This window comes from Neobacillus drentensis (assembly GCF_036965245.1).
GTDB lineage: Bacteria > Bacillota > Bacilli > Bacillales > Cytobacillaceae > Neobacillus > Neobacillus drentensis_G.
Window position 1 is genome coordinate 1 of sequence record NZ_JBALPG010000153.1, and the last position, 16,079, is coordinate 16,079.

18 protein-coding genes are annotated in these 16,079 nt (G+C 38.4%); 10 read left to right on the plus strand and 8 right to left on the minus strand.

Going from position 1 to position 16,079, the window contains the following annotated elements; all coding sequences use genetic code 11:
* The 7 genes from V7150_RS23055 to V7150_RS23085 all read left to right on the plus strand — a co-directional run.
* On the plus strand, window positions 1–194 hold a 194-nt coding region (locus tag V7150_RS23055; RefSeq protein ID WP_335522865.1), incomplete at its 5' end, for a YheC/YheD family protein.
* Entirely contained in the window at window positions 172–1,536 is a 1,365-nt protein-coding gene (locus tag V7150_RS23060) for a YheC/YheD family endospore coat-associated protein (RefSeq protein ID WP_335522867.1), read from the plus strand. The genes V7150_RS23055 and V7150_RS23060, both read left to right, overlap by 23 nt.
* A complete protein-coding gene (locus V7150_RS23065; RefSeq protein ID WP_335522869.1) occupies window positions 1,533–2,579 on the plus strand; it encodes a YheC/YheD family endospore coat-associated protein in 1,047 nt (348 codons plus the stop codon). The genes V7150_RS23060 and V7150_RS23065 overlap by 4 nt, the downstream gene beginning before the upstream one ends.
* A 275-nt stretch (window positions 2,580–2,854) precedes the next feature.
* Window positions 2,855–3,061, plus strand: coding sequence for a YheE family protein (locus tag V7150_RS23070; RefSeq protein ID WP_335522871.1), 207 nt, complete (start codon window positions 2,855–2,857; stop codon window positions 3,059–3,061).
* A gap of 136 nt (window positions 3,062–3,197) precedes the next feature.
* A complete protein-coding gene (locus V7150_RS23075) occupies window positions 3,198–3,389 on the plus strand; it encodes a hypothetical protein (RefSeq protein ID WP_335522897.1) in 192 nt (63 codons plus the stop codon).
* Between the two features lie 135 nt (window positions 3,390–3,524).
* Window positions 3,525–4,433 carry a PucR family transcriptional regulator gene (locus V7150_RS23080; RefSeq protein WP_335522874.1) on the plus strand — a complete coding sequence of 303 codons (909 nt, stop codon included), beginning with the start codon at window positions 3,525–3,527 and terminating at the stop codon, window positions 4,431–4,433.
* 107 nt (window positions 4,434–4,540) lie between these two features.
* On the plus strand, window positions 4,541–5,653 hold the full coding sequence (locus V7150_RS23085) for an ABC transporter ATP-binding protein (protein WP_335522876.1): 1,113 nt from the start codon (window positions 4,541–4,543) through the stop codon (window positions 5,651–5,653).
* A gap of 38 nt (window positions 5,654–5,691) precedes the next feature.
* On the opposite strand, the gene V7150_RS23090 is transcribed toward V7150_RS23085, so the two are convergent.
* The gene (locus tag V7150_RS23090; protein ID WP_335522878.1) at window positions 5,692–5,862 is read right to left on the minus strand and encodes a hypothetical protein; all 171 of its coding nucleotides are present in this window, start codon (window positions 5,860–5,862) and stop codon (window positions 5,692–5,694) included.
* Window positions 5,863–6,237: 375 nt separating this feature from the next.
* Here V7150_RS23090 and V7150_RS23095 point away from each other — a divergent pair, with 375 nt between their 5' ends.
* Window positions 6,238–6,441 carry an alpha/beta-type small acid-soluble spore protein gene (locus tag V7150_RS23095; RefSeq protein ID WP_335522881.1) on the plus strand — a complete coding sequence of 68 codons (204 nt, stop codon included), beginning with the start codon at window positions 6,238–6,240 and terminating at the stop codon, window positions 6,439–6,441.
* Between the two features lie 90 nt (window positions 6,442–6,531).
* On the opposite strand, the gene fumC is transcribed toward V7150_RS23095, so the two are convergent.
* Window positions 6,532–7,911: a class II fumarate hydratase gene (fumC, locus tag V7150_RS23100; RefSeq protein WP_335522883.1), complete on the minus strand. Its 1,380-nt coding sequence runs from the start codon at window positions 7,909–7,911 to the stop codon at window positions 6,532–6,534.
* Between the two features lie 321 nt (window positions 7,912–8,232).
* Here fumC and V7150_RS23105 point away from each other — a divergent pair, with 321 nt between their 5' ends.
* Entirely contained in the window at window positions 8,233–8,853 is a 621-nt protein-coding gene (locus V7150_RS23105; RefSeq protein ID WP_335522885.1) for an NAD(P)-dependent oxidoreductase, read from the plus strand.
* Between the two features lie 134 nt (window positions 8,854–8,987).
* Here the strand turns inward: V7150_RS23105 and V7150_RS23110 are convergent, their stop codons facing one another.
* The 6 genes from V7150_RS23110 to sigY form a co-directional block, all read right to left on the minus strand.
* Entirely contained in the window at window positions 8,988–11,003 is a 2,016-nt protein-coding gene (locus tag V7150_RS23110; protein WP_335522887.1) for an ABC transporter ATP-binding protein, read from the minus strand.
* Complete coding sequence (locus V7150_RS23115) at window positions 11,000–12,757, minus strand: ABC transporter ATP-binding protein (RefSeq protein WP_335522888.1); 1,758 nt, start codon at window positions 12,755–12,757, stop codon at window positions 11,000–11,002. The genes V7150_RS23110 and V7150_RS23115 overlap by 4 nt, the downstream gene beginning before the upstream one ends.
* Before the next feature lie 720 nt (window positions 12,758–13,477).
* Entirely contained in the window at window positions 13,478–13,792 is a 315-nt protein-coding gene (locus tag V7150_RS23120) for a YbjQ family protein (RefSeq protein WP_335522890.1), read from the minus strand.
* The gene (locus V7150_RS23125; RefSeq protein ID WP_335522891.1) at window positions 13,773–14,009 is read right to left on the minus strand and encodes a sigma-Y antisigma factor component; all 237 of its coding nucleotides are present in this window, start codon (window positions 14,007–14,009) and stop codon (window positions 13,773–13,775) included. The genes V7150_RS23120 and V7150_RS23125 overlap by 20 nt, the downstream gene beginning before the upstream one ends.
* Window positions 14,006–14,353, minus strand: coding sequence for a YxlC family protein (locus V7150_RS23130; RefSeq protein ID WP_335522893.1), 348 nt, complete (start codon window positions 14,351–14,353; stop codon window positions 14,006–14,008). The genes V7150_RS23125 and V7150_RS23130 overlap by 4 nt, the downstream gene beginning before the upstream one ends.
* On the minus strand, window positions 14,307–14,864 hold the full coding sequence (gene sigY / locus V7150_RS23135; RefSeq protein ID WP_335522895.1) for an RNA polymerase sigma factor SigY: 558 nt from the start codon (window positions 14,862–14,864) through the stop codon (window positions 14,307–14,309). Before sigY ends, V7150_RS23130 begins: the two co-directional genes overlap by 47 nt.
* 218 nt (window positions 14,865–15,082) lie before the next feature.
* Here sigY and V7150_RS23140 point away from each other — a divergent pair, with 218 nt between their 5' ends.
* On the plus strand, window positions 15,083–15,985 hold the full coding sequence (locus tag V7150_RS23140) for a nuclease-related domain-containing protein (RefSeq protein ID WP_335522896.1): 903 nt from the start codon (window positions 15,083–15,085) through the stop codon (window positions 15,983–15,985).
* Window positions 15,986–16,079: the final 94 nt, after the last annotated feature.

Consider the following 16,079-nt stretch of genomic DNA (forward strand, 5'->3'; position numbering starts at 1 on the left):
ATATCGGGGTAGCAAAAAATGGCTCTATTTGGATTCTCGACATCAATTCAAAACCGGGAAGAAAGGTTGTTTTACACACCCGTCCATACTTACAGAATACCCTTTACCTAGCACCACTTCTCTACGGGAAATACCTTTCTCGGATGGAGCAAATGGAAAGGAAGAACATTTATGAGAAAACATTATCTCATTGAAGTTGCTCAAAATGATCAATTAATTGTTTTCTGCCCACCAGCGGTTATACAGAATAAACAGATCAAAAGAATTGCCTTTGGGTCAAAATCTATGGAGGTGGAATTTCGCCCTCATCCTGACCAGGAAGACCGAATTGTGATAAGCAGGAAAATTAAAGAGACTATCCAGTTTCCACACTTCAAAATCCCGATGCATGCCTTTTTAGAAAATGAAATCCTCTATATCGGTCCTCTTGTTGGGATTTTTACCTCTGGGTTTACGTCCCTTCCCAAGCAGCCAATCGGTGAACGGACATTATTTTTTTCAAAACTTCTTTCCGTTAGTAAAACAGTTGGAGCCCTGCCTTTTGTCTTTGGGGAGCCGCATATTGACTGGGAGCAAGGAACCATTGAGGGGTACTTCTTTCTTGATCATGCTTGGCAAACCATTGAGGTCCCTTTTCCAAATGTCATTTACGACCGGCTTCCAAATCGAAAAAGCGAAGGAAGTCCTAAATTAATCAAGGTAAGGGAAAGACTGCAAAAAGAATATCTCATCCCATGGTATAATCCCGGTTTTTTTAATAAACTTGATATTTATGAAAGACTGCAGCAGGATACTTCGGTTACGAATTACCTTCCTGAAACTTATCCGTTTATATCCTTCTCCTCTATCGAAACGATGCTTTCTAAATATGGCCATATTTTTATTAAACCAAAAAACGGCAGTCTCGGGTTAGGTGTTCACCAAGTGATTTATGACAAACATAAGGACGATTATTATTGCCGTTTTCAAGACGATAAAGGTGTAAATCGCTTACGGAAATATTCTAGCTTGGAGAGTTTGTTCCAATCAGTATTCGCAAACCAATCGTTAGAAAAAATGCTGGTTCAGCAGGGTATTCATTTGCTTAGAACCGAACAGCGCTCAGTCGATTTTCGTGTTCATACGAATAAAGACGATCTTGGAAAATGGAATGTAACTGCGATTGCTGCGAAAATTGCCGGCCAGGGCAGTGTAACAACACATGCCAGGAGCGGCGGGGACATTAGAACCCTTAGTGAAATTTTCCCTAAGGAAGAGTGTGAGTTATATACTGAGAAGCTATCAAATGCTGCGCTTCTGCTAAGTACTGCCCTTGATGCCAATGTTGAAGGAATTATTGGTGAGATTGGCTTTGATTTAGGGATCGACCGTACTGGTGATGTCTGGCTTTTTGAAGCTAATTCCAAACCAGGAAGGTCTATTTTCAGTCATCCGGAATTGAAAGAATTTGATTACCTAACACGTAAATTATCGATTGCTTTTGCCGTTTTTCTTACAGAGCAATCCTTATTGCACCCTGAGGAACTATTTAAATGAAAGACAATAATCCATCTCCACTGATTGGCATTTTGACAGTACGAAAGGCAAATGGTGCAATCGCCGGTAATAGTTCGCTTTTTATTGAGCTGCAAAAAAGGCTTATTTCTCTAAAAGGAATAAGCTTTGTCTTCATTCCGGAAGAAGTTGAGAGTGAGTTTATTTTGGGCTATACGTTTTCACCCGACGACAATCGTTGGCTAAAAAAACGTTTTCCATATCCTGACCTTGTTTATAATCGGATTCCTTTTCGAAAATCAGAGCATGACGAACAATGCCAGCATTTTTTTTCTATTTTAAAAGATAAAAACATCCCCTTTTTTAATCCTTGTTTTATCGATAAATTTGAACTATATGAATTGCTGAAAAACCATGATATTCTGCAATACTATTTACCGCAAACCATTCTTGCCGATGATAAAAGGAATTTGTTTTCCTTTTTAAAAAATCTGAAAACCATTTACTTAAAACCACGGCAATCTTCAAAAGGAAAAGGAATTTTTCGTTTGAGGATGAATAGCCCTTTGCGAATAGAACTTGAAGGTATTAATAAGCATGAAAACTATAAATCCTTTGACCATTTTTGGGAAAGCTGGAAAGAAAAGCTACTAAAAAAATACTATATGGCACAAGAAGAAATTAAATCTGCTGAGTATAATGGAGATCGTTTTGATTTTCGAATCCTCGCCCATGCAAATCTTGATGATTATATTTTAACTGGGGTCGGCATTAGGCAATCCAAGGAACAGGAGATCACAACCCATATTCCAGCTGGGGGCAGACTCCTCCCTTATCAACTTTTGCAGGCAGACGAGCACGACCAGTTTTTTCAAACAATTGTCCCACAGGTAGGTAAAGCCCTATCCAAACAGTTTGGCTATTTCGGTGAATTTTCTATCGATGCCGGTGTAAGCAAAACAGGTCAACATTATATATACGAAGTAAATTCGAAACCAATGAGCTTTGATGAAAGGGAGATTGAGGAAAAAAAAATCGAGCAGGTTTGCCGCTTATTCCTACAGCTGACGGATATTCAGAAATAAGAAAAGTGCAAGCTTACTTTGCGCGGTGTATAGACTGGAACGCTTCGACTGAGATAAAGGAAAATCGAAATGCAGAAGCGCCTTCGGAAAAAGCACAGCTTGTTCCTGCGAGGATTATTCTAAGGAGCTTTCCTTAGTGCTCAGGGGCGATATAAGGTGAATGATCGACCAACAAGCGTAGAGAAGCTAGAGATTGAACCAAAATATCATTTAAATAATTCCTCAAAACAAGTAAGCTATAAGTATGCTACATGTAATAAAGGAGGATTTGACAGATGTTGATGCACTTCCAATTCAAACCATTATTTGAAAATAAGAATATTCCCGGCTGGAATTTTTCTTTTTACTATAAAAAGAAAAGGTTTACAGGAATCTACCACCAAACAGGTAAAATTGAATGGACAACAAATATTCCTGAACAAGATATTGAAGCACTAACTAGTCAAATCCATGAATTAATGCTTTACCATGTTTACGAGTAAAACAAATAAACCATAAATGTGTATGAAAATTTCTCCTTTCCACAAACTAAAATAGAAATGCGTAAGCGCCCGCTGAAGCTGGACAGTTTTCAGAGTTCATAAGCTTAAACTATTCTAGCCGAAAGGATGGATGGTCATGAAAAAAGGAAAAGAAAAGCTAACGAATGAAGGTCCTGCTTATGAAGGCAGAGATATGGCCTATTTTGATATTGATCGTATGATTAATGAAGGTATGTCCGGTGGCTCCGTACATGCCCGTCATGATACGACAAATATCGAAGAAGCTCGCGACCTTGTTGAAGAACAACCGCCATATGAGTGCGATTAAAAATTTCAATACAATGATAAACTGGTTGGACACAATATAAAGAGGTCCAGCCTTTTTTATTTTTATCCCTTTCATCACTATTGGTATAATAGAACCTATATGGTATAAAAATTTTATTTAATGGGGAATTGAACCATGCTTAGAAAATTATTGTCTATCTATGAAAATTCCATCTTGTTTCCCAGCCAACCCGATAAGCTTTCAGAACAATATTATTACTTCTATTGCGAAGCAGAGAATGAATGGATTGGCATTCCAAAAATAGAAGTGAGTGAAAAAGAATTAAACCTGCTTAAAGCACTTTACAAAACAGGTGAATTTCAAGTATCCAGGGTGACTACCGCAGAAAAAGCATGGAATGATTTTTTATTTTTACATGCGCCTGCACCACATATTCATACTGAAACATTTATTAGATTGATCCAGTTTCATATAAAGGGCAATGATGTAAATCAATCGGAAATTGAATCTGCCTTAAAAGGATTTTTTACTGAAGATGTCATTATTATTTGGGAGAGCGGGAGCCGAGGAATTGTTATTGAAGAAAAAAAGCAGATTTCTCTTTCAGAAGAGGAATTAATATCAATGTCGGAAACATTGGAAAGCGATTTCTACGTAACAATATCCTTTTTCATTGGAAAACTGAATCTCCTTTCAGAGCAGCTTCGCTCAAAATTTATTCTAGAAAAAGAATACTTTTCATTCGCGATTACAAAACTTGGAAATCCTACAATTTTTACATTTGAACGGGTTCTCCCAGCCTATTTAGCACATTATTTACCAAAGGAATTAAAACAAAGGGGCAGTCAAGAAATCATAGAGGTATTTCATGATGATCCAGAAATGTTTTCAACGATTAAGGTTTTTCTTGAAAACAATTTAAATGCCAGTCTGACAGCTAAAAAATTATATATCCACAGAAACACACTTCAATACCGCATTGATAAATTTACTGAGAAAACAGGAATCGGATTAAAAGACTTTTACGGAGCCTTTACTGTCTTCTTGGCATGTATGCTTTTTGAACAAAATCAATTTAAGTGACAATGTGCCCAAAAAAGCGTTTTCAATCTTTGTGCAACTTGTCTATATGGATTTCGAGCTTATCCCTGTAAACTAAACGTAACAAGATAAACAGGGAGGAAATACAAATGGCAGAATTAAAATTAGATCATATTTATAAAATTTACGATAATAAAGTAACCGCAGTTCAAGACTTCAATTTACATATTGAAGATAAGGAATTTATCGTGTTTGTCGGTCCATCTGGCTGTGGTAAATCCACTACACTTCGGATGATTGCCGGTCTTGAAGATATTTCTAAAGGTGATTTTTACATTGATGGAAAAAGAGTCAACGATGTCGCTCCAAAAGATCGCGATATCGCGATGGTTTTCCAAAACTACGCTCTTTATCCACATATGACGGTTTACGATAATATGGCATTCGGCTTAAAGCTTCGTAAATTCCCAAAAGATGAAATCGAACGCCGCGTTAAAGAAGCAGCAAAAATTCTTGGCTTAGAAGCTTACTTAACTCGTAAACCAAAAGCACTTTCTGGTGGACAACGTCAGCGTGTTGCCTTAGGCCGTGCGATTGTCCGTGATGCAAAGGTATTCTTAATGGATGAACCATTATCAAACCTTGATGCGAAGCTTCGTGTGCAAATGCGTGCAGAGATTGCCAAGCTCCACCGCCGATTAGATACCACTACCATCTATGTTACACATGACCAGACAGAAGCAATGACAATGGCTACACGATTGGTTGTTATGAAAGATGGAATCATTCAACAGGTCGGATCTCCAAAAGAAGTATATGAAAAACCGGAAAATGTCTTTGTCGGCGGCTTTATCGGTTCACCTGCGATGAACTTCTTTAATGGTAAATTAGAAGATGGAAAGTTTGTAATTGGAAATGCCTCCATTGCGGTTCCGGAAGGTAAAATGAAATTCCTTCGTGAACAAGGTTATGTTGGAAAATCAATTATCCTTGGGGTACGTCCGGAAGACATTCATGATGAGCCTGTATTTATTGAAGCATCTGCTGGAACTAAAATTAAAGCCAATATTGATGTGGCTGAATTAACAGGTGCTGAATTAATGGTCTATTCGAGTATTGGAGGCCAGGACTTCGTTGCCCGTCTTGATTCACGTGCAGATGTCCATCCTGGTGATTCTTTAGACCTTGCATTTGACTTAAATAAAGCTCATTTCTTCGATGTTGACACAGAATTACGGATTCGCACCCTTAATGAAAAATAAAATGCTTTTAACTATCCCCGTTATACTTTTAACGGGGATTATTCTTTAATAAAGATGACTTCATCAGATTGACACGCGGGACAATGGTATAAATGGGGACACTTTTGGTCTGAATTCGTATCTGGATACCCGTCCTCCATCTTCGTTAAATTAATCTCCATATATGGACTATAATTCTCAAAATAATCCATAAGCCTGCCACTTTCCAACATAGGTCCCCCGCAATTTGTACATATTAAGTAGAGATCCCTTAAACCATTGCAGACTGGGCATATCGCCATACATTTCACCCTTTTTGTTTAGTAGATAATCTTAGTTTATGTTAACTTACGTGCCCTATGTGGTGGAATAAATTACTAAAAATCATTTCGAATATATCTACAAAAATTAATCATAATAAAGATTACAAAGCAACAATTACACCGATGGATGAAGCCAGCAAGGGTCGTAACCGGTGCAACTCCGGATCATCCATCCAAGTTTACTAAAAGGATACAATAATATTATGGGTTAGGCCAAGACGGCAATTTTATGGTTCAATTCCATACTGACCCCAAACTTATTAAGAGGAGTGTTATTCATCTATGGCTGCTAACAACAACTCTAATCAACTTTTAGTACCAGGCGTTCAACAAGCACTTGATCAAATGAAGTATGAAATTGCTTCAGAATTTGGCGTAAACCTTGGTGCGGATACTACTTCACGTGCTAACGGTTCTGTCGGAGGAGAAATCACAAAACGTCTTGTTCAAATGGCTGAATCTCAACTTGGCGGATTCCAGCGCTAATTTTTAGCAAACCTTCTTTCACAAATTAATAATATGGCTTAGCCCCCTCTCTTTAGTGGAGGGGGCTTTCATTTTGTCTCTCGCTATTTTTCATACCATCTTTTCAGCCTTCATCCATTCGACAAATTGCTCTGACGTAACATACCCCGTTTTAAGGGCTGCTTCCTTCAACGTACTATTTTCCTTAAACGCAAGCTTAGCAATTTCAGCCGCTTTTTCATAGCCAATATGTGGGTTTAACGCCGTTACCAGCATTAAGGACCGCTCCACGTGTTCCTTAATGATTTCTATATTTGCCTCCAGACCTACAGCACAATTTTTATTAAAGGATCTCATTCCATCCGCCAGAAGCCTAGTGGATTGGATGAGATTATAAATGATGACTGGTTTAAAGACATTTAGTTCAAAATTCCCTTGGCTGGCAGCAAAGCTGATGGTGGCGTCATTGCCAAACACCTGACATGCTGCCATTGTTAACGCCTCACTTTGCGTCGGATTCACCTTTCCAGGCATGATGGAGCTGCCCGGTTCATTAGCAGGAATACTAATCTCACCAATCCCGCTCCGTGGCCCGCTTGCGAGCCAGCGGACATCATTGGCAATTTTCATCAAATCAGCTGCTAATGCTTTTAATGCCCCGTGTACATAGACAATTTCATCATGACTTGTCAAAGCATGAAATTTATTTTCAGAGGAGCGAAAAGGATAACTTGTTAATTTAGTTAACTCCTCAGCTACTTTTTCTCCAAACTGCGGATCAGCATTTATTCCTGTACCTACCGCTGTCCCGCCAATTGCTAAATCTAGGAGATACGTGCTCGCTTCCTTAATCATTTTTTCGCTTTTCTCCAGCATTTCCCTCCAGCCACTAATCTCCTGTCCAAGCGTCAGTGGTGTGGCATCCTGCAAATGCGTTCTTCCAATTTTTACAATAGTTGAAAAAGCCTTTTCTTTTTCATGCAGGGTGTTTTTTAATTCCAGTATGGCAGGAAGCAGGGTTTCGGTTATTTTTATATAGGCAGCAATATGCATTGCAGTTGGAAAGGTATCATTGGAGCTTTGCGACATATTGACATCATCATTTGGGTGAATTTTTACTGCGCTGTTCTGTTCCTTTAATAAATGGTTTGCTCGATTTGCTATTACTTCATTCACGTTCATATTGGTTTGAGTGCCGCTGCCTGTTTGCCAGACTACTAAGGGAAAATGTTCATCCAAGTCTCCATTACGAATAACATCACATATCTTTTGAATGGCCATCATTTTTGCTTCGCTCAGCTTTCCTAATTGAAAATTAACGATTGCGGCCGCTTTTTTAATAAAAGCCAAACCATAAATGAGCTCCATTGGCATTTTTTCGGTGCCAATTATAAAGTTTTGCTTGCTCCGCTGTGTCTGGGCCCCCCAATATTTATCCGCCGGCACACGAACCTCACCAAATGTATCTTTTTCAACCCGATAATTCTCCATGTTGATTCCACCTCCCAAATTCATACTCCTTCCATATATATACCCATTTGTAACCATTTTATTAAAGACATTGCATTTACTTTTTAAAAGCTGTAAAAAAAAACTACAGACATTTTGTCTGCAGCCTATGCTTTGAAGATGGTATATCCGATATAATAAGAAAGGATTAAAAAACTGCCAATTTCTAATACAACTGAATACTCTGACATATATATCCCACCCCAATTTAATTAAAATACGTAATCATTTTTAACTTATCATAAGGGAAAGGGGTAACAAGTGATAGAAATTACACTTTAGTGACCAAGGAGTGAATTTTTTGTGAACATTTGCCTTTTGGGGGCAACAGGAAGAGTGGGTTCAGTTATTCTCGAAAATGCACTTTCAAATCATCTTTCTGTCCAAGCTGTAGTGAGAGATTCAAAAAAACTAATACATGAGGCTCCTGGTCTCAAAGTTATAGAAGGAAACATCCTTGATGAAGCAGTTATCGCTCATTCTATTAAAGGTACAAATGTTGTCATTAGTGCGTTAAATACTGATGGGACGACAACACTTTCCACTTCCATGCCATACATAATCAAGCATATGAAAAAGAACGGCATCAAGCGTATTATTACCATTGGAACTGCGGGAATCCTGCAGGCACGTTCTGCACCACATTTATACCGATTCCAATCCTCAGAGTCAAAGCGAAAAAGTACAAAGGATGCCGAGGAGCATTTAAAAGCCTATTTGTTATTAAAGGATTCAGGACTTGATTGGACGATCGTTTGTCCAACCTATTTGCCCGTAGGTGAAAGAATTGGCACGTTTCGATTCGAAAAGGACTTTTTACCTGAAAATCCTTCGTCCATCTCGATATATGACACAGGTGATTTCGCGTTTCAACAGCTTTTTAGCGAAGAATTTATTGGAACACGAGTTGGACTTACCTATTAAGTGTAGCTTATCAGCGAATTTTTATGATATCTGTTGCTTTTTATCGGCAGTTTTTATAGTTTATCAGCGAATCCAAAATTCTTCTTTAGATAGCAGTGAAAAAGCTGGCCCTCGATAAAGGGCCAGCTCTTATGCTATCCTGCTATTTCGTTGCCGCCTTGCTGGAGCTGATACATCTGATAATACTTCCCCTTAGTCGCCATCAATTCGTCATGAGTTCCCCTCTCAACAATCGTCCCGCGGTCGAGTACAAGAATCTGATCGGCATTGCGAATAGTCGACAAACGGTGGGCAATGATAAACGTTGTTCGGCCTTTCTTTAAAACATCCATAGCTTCTTGAATAAGCGCTTCAGTTTCGGTGTCAATACTGGAGGTGGCTTCGTCAAGAATTAGAATTGCTGGATTAAAGGCAAGTGCTCGGGCAAATGAGATCAATTGCCGCTGCCCGCTCGAAAGGGTGCTGCCCTTCTCGATTACCGGCTCATCATACCCATTCTCTAAATTTTTGAATACTTTTTCAGCACCAACATCCTTTAACGCTTTTTCGACTTTTTCTCTAGTGATGGATGGATCATTCAAGCTCACGTTCGAAGCAATCGTCCCTGTAAATAAATAGGGATCCTGCAGCACAATGCCCATATGATTTCGAATCGTCTGACGTGGAATACTTTCGATATCTTTGCCATCAATAAGAATTTTTCCTTTTTGACAATCATAGAAGCGGAAAAGTAAATTCATAATGGAGCTTTTTCCTGAACCTGTATGACCAACCAATGCAACTGTTTCTCCGTTCTTCGCTTCAAAATCAATATCTTTTAGTACATATTCTCCTTGTTTATAACCAAATGAAACATGATCAAAGGTTACATTCCCTTTATAACGGGCAATCCGCTCACTGCTGACATTTTCACCCGGCTCATCCATCAATTTAAACACCCGCTCACCAGCCACAAGCGCCTGCTCCAAATTAGCAAGCTGATTGACAATTCCTTGGACAGGCTGAAAAAGACGGTTAACGTAATCAACAAAGGCATAAAGCATCCCAAGTGAAATCACGTTTAAAGGATTAAGCGCTTGCCCTCCAAAATACCAAATAAATGCCACGAAGACGAGATTTCTTAAAATCCCTACTAAGTTATGAGAAGTTAACGCATTTAAACTTAGCATTTTATTTTGGTAGGTAAAATGTTCATGGTTTAGCTTTTCAAAATCTGCTTTCGTTTCGTTTTCGCGGCTAAATGCCTGAATGATACTCATTCCTTGAATTGACTCGTTGATCATTGCATTAATATCACTATTCCGAGAACGAATGACACGGTTGTATTTTGATGCATACTTCCGGTAAATTAACATCCATGCATACAGGATTGGGAGCAGCACTAAACAAATCGCTGCCAGTTTCACATTCAAAATAAACAAGGCCGCATATATGCCGGTAATATAAATTACACTGGTAAAAAAAGTAGCAAGTACGGTTACGTAAAGCTCCCGGATGGCTTCTGTATCATTCGTGATTCGTGCCACCACTTTTCCTGCGGGCAGATTATCAAAATAGTTGATTGGCAGCCGTTGAATATGCCCAAAAACATCTTCACGCATTTTTTGAATGATGCGGTTGGCTGATTTTTGCAAGAAAAATTTTTCCCCATATTGAAAAATGGCTGATACCACTAAGAGCCCAAAATAGAATGCTAATAATTGAAATATCGCAGGAATCTCCGGTTGGTAAAACCTTAATAGGTCTGAGCCATTAAGGATTTTCGCCTGATATTCTGCCTCTTGTGCACCTTTTTTAATGAGTAATTTTCCTTCTTTTAAGCTTCTTTTTCCATCAAATTCAACTTCTTGGTCAATAAAAACGAACTTGGAACCAACCTGGAGAATCCGAGCTGGTTTTCCCTTTTGTTCACCACTTGAAAAATACTTTTCTCTTTTGTACACTTTCCCGTTATACTCTACTGCCTTATCGCCATTGGTTGTTTCATACCAGACAGATTCAATGCCTAAAATATGCTGATCAATAATATTTTTTGCAATAAACGGCCCTGCTAGATCTGCTGCGGCGGAAATGGTCAGCATGATCAATGCTGCCAAAATAATTTTTTTATAACAAAGTGCGTATCCGACTAATCTTCTACCTGTGGTCATGCTTTCACATCCTCTTCAGCATTACGTTCAATCTGCTGCCGTAAAAATTGTTCACTGTACCATCCGCCTTGCTCTAAGAGCTGTTCATGTGTCCCTTCTTCAATTATTCTTCCTTCATCGAGGACAATAATATGGTCGGCATGCTGGACAGCAGACATCCGATGCGTTGTAATAATGGTTGTTTTTTCTTTTCTTACATTGCGGATATTGTCAATAATTCTCTTTTCTGTTTTGGCATCAACTGCAGATAAGGAATCATCGAGAATGAGAATTTCCGGATTTTTAATAAGCGCGCGGGCAATCGAGATACGCTGCTTTTGCCCGCCGGACAGGGCTACGCCTCTTTCACCTACAAGCGTACTCAATCCTTCAGGAAGCATTTCTAAATCTTTACGGAACGCTGCTAAATCGATGGCTAACGCTAAATCTTCATCACTCGCTTCATTCCTGCCAAAGAGAATATTATCCTTCACACTTCTTGAAAAAAGTACATGATCCTGAGGCACATAGCCAATCCAGCTGCGAACCTGGTTTAATGTTTGCTCCTCTAACGGAACACCCGCGATGGATACCTCACCTTCTCCAAGTGGGTATTGTCTTAATAATTGTTTAATAAACGTAGTCTTTCCGCTTCCCGTTTTACCGACGATTCCCAGTGTCTGACCTTGCAGGAGCCTTACATCCACATTTTCTAAATTGTTATTTTTAGATGATGGATAGCGGAAGGTTACATTTTGATAATCAATACGTTCAGCGGAAGCGAACGCAACCGGTTTAACAGGATTGCTGACCTCTTCCTTGTAGCTTAGGGTTTCATTGACACGGTCAAGTGAAGCATTTCCCCGCTGCATTACATTAATTAACTCTCCAATGGCAAACATCGGCCAAATTAGCATCCCTAAATAGACATTAAAGGAAACGAGATTTCCTAATGTAATTGCTTGGTGGAAGACTAAATAAGCACCATAGCCGAGACCAATTAAATAGCTGATTCCAACAAGCACCTTTATCGTTGGATTGAATAAGGCATCAATTTTTGCTACTTTAATATTTTTATGATAAACATCTTCAGTCAGCTGGTGAAACCGGCTACTATCAGCCTTTTCCTGCACATATGCACGGATGACCCTTACACCTGCAACCGATTCAAGCACCCGGTCATTTAGCTCGCCGAAGGCATCCTGGGCTTCCATAAAGCGGGTATGAATTCTTTTTCCGTATAATTTCATTAGAATGGCCATAATGGGCAGGGGAATAATCGCCGCTAATGTCAGTTTCCAGCTTATAAAAAGGCCCATTGTCAACAGTAAAGTCAGCATCCAGACACTTGAATCCACAAGTGTCAAGATTCCAAAACCTGCTGTGATCGAGATAGCCTTTAAGTCATTCGTAGCACGTGCCATTAAGTCACCCGTGCGATTTTTTTCATAAAAGGCCGGAGTCATTTTTAATAGATGGTTTACAAACCTAGATCGCATTTTCCTTTCTACTAGAAATGCTCCTCCGAATAATTTATACTGCCAAAAATAGGTGATCCCATAGGATGAAATCATAATGATGAGAAGATTGGTAAGATATCGTATTATTTTCCCTTCACTCATGGCACCTATATGAATATCATCAATTGCCATTCCAATTAATTTTGGCGGCAAAACATCCAATATACCTACTATTGTTAATAGCGATACAGCTATCACATATCGCTGCCAATTTTCTTTAAAAAACCAACTTAATTTTTTTAATACCGAAAACATTGTTGTCTTCCCCCTTTTGTTTTACTAACCGTCTTCTGTCTTTTCTTTTGTGAGGTCCAGACGTACTTCGGGTATCAGTAACATGGATTGTTCCTCCTCTTTTTTTAAAAGTTATAAGAAAAGCGTAAGGCGCCCGACTATCGGCGTATGGACTGGAGCGCTTCGACTGAGATAAAGGAAACACGGAGAGCGCAAGCGATCCGATGTTGACTTATCGTAGGGAGAAGATGCGAAGTACACTAGCCGATGGCGCCTGGAGCTGGACAATTCTCAAAGTCTAAATTCTTTCTTATCTTTTAAAGAAAACTCGCCGACTGGCAAGCCATTAAGGGCAAGACAGAGGCGTATTTGCACTTATGCCCGATTGGAAAGTTATCCTTACCAATCGGCTAAAAAAAAGACATACCGCAATTGTGCAGTATGTCTCCTTCTAAAAAAAGGGACAAAAAAACACACGTTACGTTTCAAATAGAACGAAACCTGTGTTTTAGTCATTTATCAATTTTCACAAAGAAAAGTCAGGAGATAATTTCCCTAGGGCAGGTTACATTCAAATATTCAATTGTTAACAAAGATTGAATTAAATTAATCATTTCGTAACCCTCCTTTTCCTAATTTTTCTTACTTTGTTAGATTATCACCAGTCGTTTTAAAAGTCAATTCCCATTTTTCAGAATTATTATCTACATAGGCTGTAACAGCCACTGATTAAACTTCACTTTATTCCACCCAAACTGCCGTTCCATATGCAATAATTTCCGAGGCTCCCTGCATAACGGAACTGGATTGCAGTCTCATTCCGATGATGGCATTTGCACCTAAATTCCTTGCTTCGTCTAGCATTCTTTCAATCGCTTTTTGCCTTGCCTCATCCAGCATATCTGTATATTCCTTAATTTCACCGCCGACAATGGTTTTAAGTCCTGCCATTAAGTCCTTGCCTATATGTTTTGATTGGACGGTACTTCCCTTCACAAAACCGATTAATTCCCTAATTTCCTTGCCTGGTATGAAGTCAGTCGTAACAATCATCATTATAAGAATCCCCCTTTTTAGGCTTATTCCTTTGAAAAATTTTTCGTACAAAAATTAAATAAAATAGCGTTGGCATTGGGGCTTGAATCAAACCAACAATACCCCAGAGCCAATAATTATGGCTGTGTTTCCTGGCATCCATAAATAAATATATGCTTTGCGTTAATAAAATTACGACAACAACAATAATGGTGATTAACGAAAGATCCTTATTCATATATGATTCGCCCTCTTCATTATCCGAATACTTGTGTATACCACAATAAAGATAGACGTAATAATTTGCACAAGAATAAAAATAGCAGGCATTTGATAAAGGGAAATAATCATCCCGCTTAATATAATTAATGCGACAATAAAAAAGACCGACAAATCTTTGATTAATTTTTTCCTTGTGTTTTGCTTCTCTTGGATAACTATTTGTTCAAACCATTGTAAATTGGGTGTATAGACTGGGAATTGATCGATTTTTTCTAATCCCTCTTGCAGTTCGTGAATAGTTTCAAAATCTTGTTTATTTTGTTGTCTGCTGTTCAGGATAATGACTTTTTGTTTCTTCACCTAGCTTCAGCTCCCTTCTAACTGACTTTATTCCGTTATGCACCCTTGACTTAACTGTTCCGGGAGAAATTTTCATCCATTCTCCAATTTCTTCGTAGGAATAACCATAGTAATGCTTCAAAATAATAGGAATTCGAACGTCCTCAGGTAATCTTCCCAGTGCCTCGAGGCAATCATTCCATTCTTCATTTCTGCTTTCAAAATGCCATTTCAACTTACGGAATATTTCCTCTTGCCCCTGCCAGTTTTTCTCTCTTTTCATTTTTCGGCATTGGTCAATATATGTATTCGTCGCTATTGAAACGAGCCATGTGGAAAATTTACTTTGACCATTATAAAGGTGAATCTTTTGTACACATTTCGCCATTGTCTCTTGTGCTAATTCTTCAGCTGTATCAGGATTCATTGTAATTTTCATTAAATACTTTACAAGGAATGGATAATTTTCTTTAAATAACATGGCAAAAGCAAGATGATCCCCTTTTTTCGCATTTTTAATCAATGCATCCATTCTGCAATAGCCCTCTCTTTCCCCCATCATCCTTACTTATCTCTTTACCAATTAGACGAATGAAACAGTTTTTTGTTCATTGTTATTTCATTTTACCTGATTTATTAAGATTACTGTCATTAAATATACATACCTTTCCTTCTGTCTATTTGGAATTTTTAATAAAATAAAACTAGGTGTCTTAGTTCTTATTTTGGAAGATAGAGAGGATGTGCTTTATGGCTTATAAACCGCGAGAGGAACGGAAAGAAATAACGATATTAAGAAGTTTACATGCCCGAATGGAGTTGCCTGAAGAAGGCAAATGGAACTATTTGAAGCTTAATAAGGGTTTTGAAGGGGAAGTGATGTTTGACTTATTAACTGAAAAGCTCCAAAGTGAATGTTTTATATTAAATGGTCTGCTGCTAGAGTTAAACAATTCTAAGTTCCAAATTGACACATTGGTTATACAAGACACATTATACCTTTTTGATGTTAAAAATCATGAAGGTGATTATTATTATGAAAAAGGTGATTTCATTTCGAAATCAAAAAAATTAATGAACAATCCGCTAGACCAACTAAAACGATGTGAAACCCTACTCCGACAATTGCTTCAAAAATATGGTTTCAAGCTGCCCGTTGAAGCGTGGGTGGTGTTTATCAACCCCGAATTTACCCTTTATCAAGCACCGAAACATGAGCCAATCATTTATCCTACACAGCTTAATACCTTTATGAAAAAAATAAATATGTGGACGGGGAAGATCAATGGAAAACATAAAAAGCTTGCAGACCTTTTAATTTCCATGCATCTGGTTGAATCCCCTTACCCTAGGATTCCCACTTATGAATATGAGGTACTGCGGAAAGGCATTATTTGTTCTTCTTGCCAATCGTTTTTGGTTTCTGTTACTGGGAGGAAGGTTGTTTGTGGGGATTGCGGCTGTGAAGAGAGTATTGATACTTCTGTGCTGCGAAGTGTGAAGGAGCTAAGGCTTCTTTTTCCTGATCGGAAGATTACTACTAAAGTTGTTCAGGAATGGTGCGGGGGGATTGTAACGAAGGATATAATAAGACGAATTCTGAATCAAAACTATAAAGCTAATGGATTTGGCCGATGGTACTATTATGAGTAAAATTGCAGTTTTCCTTAGCTGACTTTAAAGCTGTATTATTGGATAACATTATATGCGGGTTGGGGTTCCTATCTAGATGTTTGCTCTCTTTTTT

Excerpts from the sequence above, each read along its gene's own strand:
- V7150_RS23060 (WP_335522867.1), top strand. The coding sequence starts at position 172 with ATGAGAAAACATTATCTCATTGAAGTTGCTCAAAATGATCAATTAATT.
- V7150_RS23065 (WP_335522869.1), top strand. The coding sequence starts at position 1,533 with ATGAAAGACAATAATCCATCTCCACTGATTGGCATTTTGACAGTACGA.
- V7150_RS23070 (WP_335522871.1), top strand. The coding sequence starts at position 2,855 with ATGTTGATGCACTTCCAATTCAAACCATTATTTGAAAATAAGAATATT.
- V7150_RS23075 (WP_335522897.1), top strand. The coding sequence starts at position 3,198 with ATGAAAAAAGGAAAAGAAAAGCTAACGAATGAAGGTCCTGCTTATGAA.
- V7150_RS23080 (WP_335522874.1), top strand. The coding sequence starts at position 3,525 with ATGCTTAGAAAATTATTGTCTATCTATGAAAATTCCATCTTGTTTCCC.
- V7150_RS23085 (WP_335522876.1), top strand. The coding sequence starts at position 4,541 with ATGGCAGAATTAAAATTAGATCATATTTATAAAATTTACGATAATAAA.
- V7150_RS23095 (WP_335522881.1), top strand. The coding sequence starts at position 6,238 with ATGGCTGCTAACAACAACTCTAATCAACTTTTAGTACCAGGCGTTCAA.
- fumC (WP_335522883.1), bottom strand. The coding sequence starts at position 7,911 with ATGGAGAATTATCGGGTTGAAAAAGATACATTTGGTGAGGTTCGTGTG.
- V7150_RS23110 (WP_335522887.1), bottom strand. The coding sequence starts at position 11,003 with ATGACCACAGGTAGAAGATTAGTCGGATACGCACTTTGTTATAAAAAA.
- V7150_RS23115 (WP_335522888.1), bottom strand. The coding sequence starts at position 12,757 with ATGTTTTCGGTATTAAAAAAATTAAGTTGGTTTTTTAAAGAAAATTGG.
- V7150_RS23120 (WP_335522890.1), bottom strand. The coding sequence starts at position 13,792 with ATGATGATTGTTACGACTGACTTCATACCAGGCAAGGAAATTAGGGAA.
- V7150_RS23125 (WP_335522891.1), bottom strand. The coding sequence starts at position 14,009 with ATGAATAAGGATCTTTCGTTAATCACCATTATTGTTGTTGTCGTAATT.
- sigY (WP_335522895.1), bottom strand. The coding sequence starts at position 14,864 with ATGGATGCATTGATTAAAAATGCGAAAAAAGGGGATCATCTTGCTTTT.
- V7150_RS23140 (WP_335522896.1), top strand. The coding sequence starts at position 15,083 with ATGGCTTATAAACCGCGAGAGGAACGGAAAGAAATAACGATATTAAGA.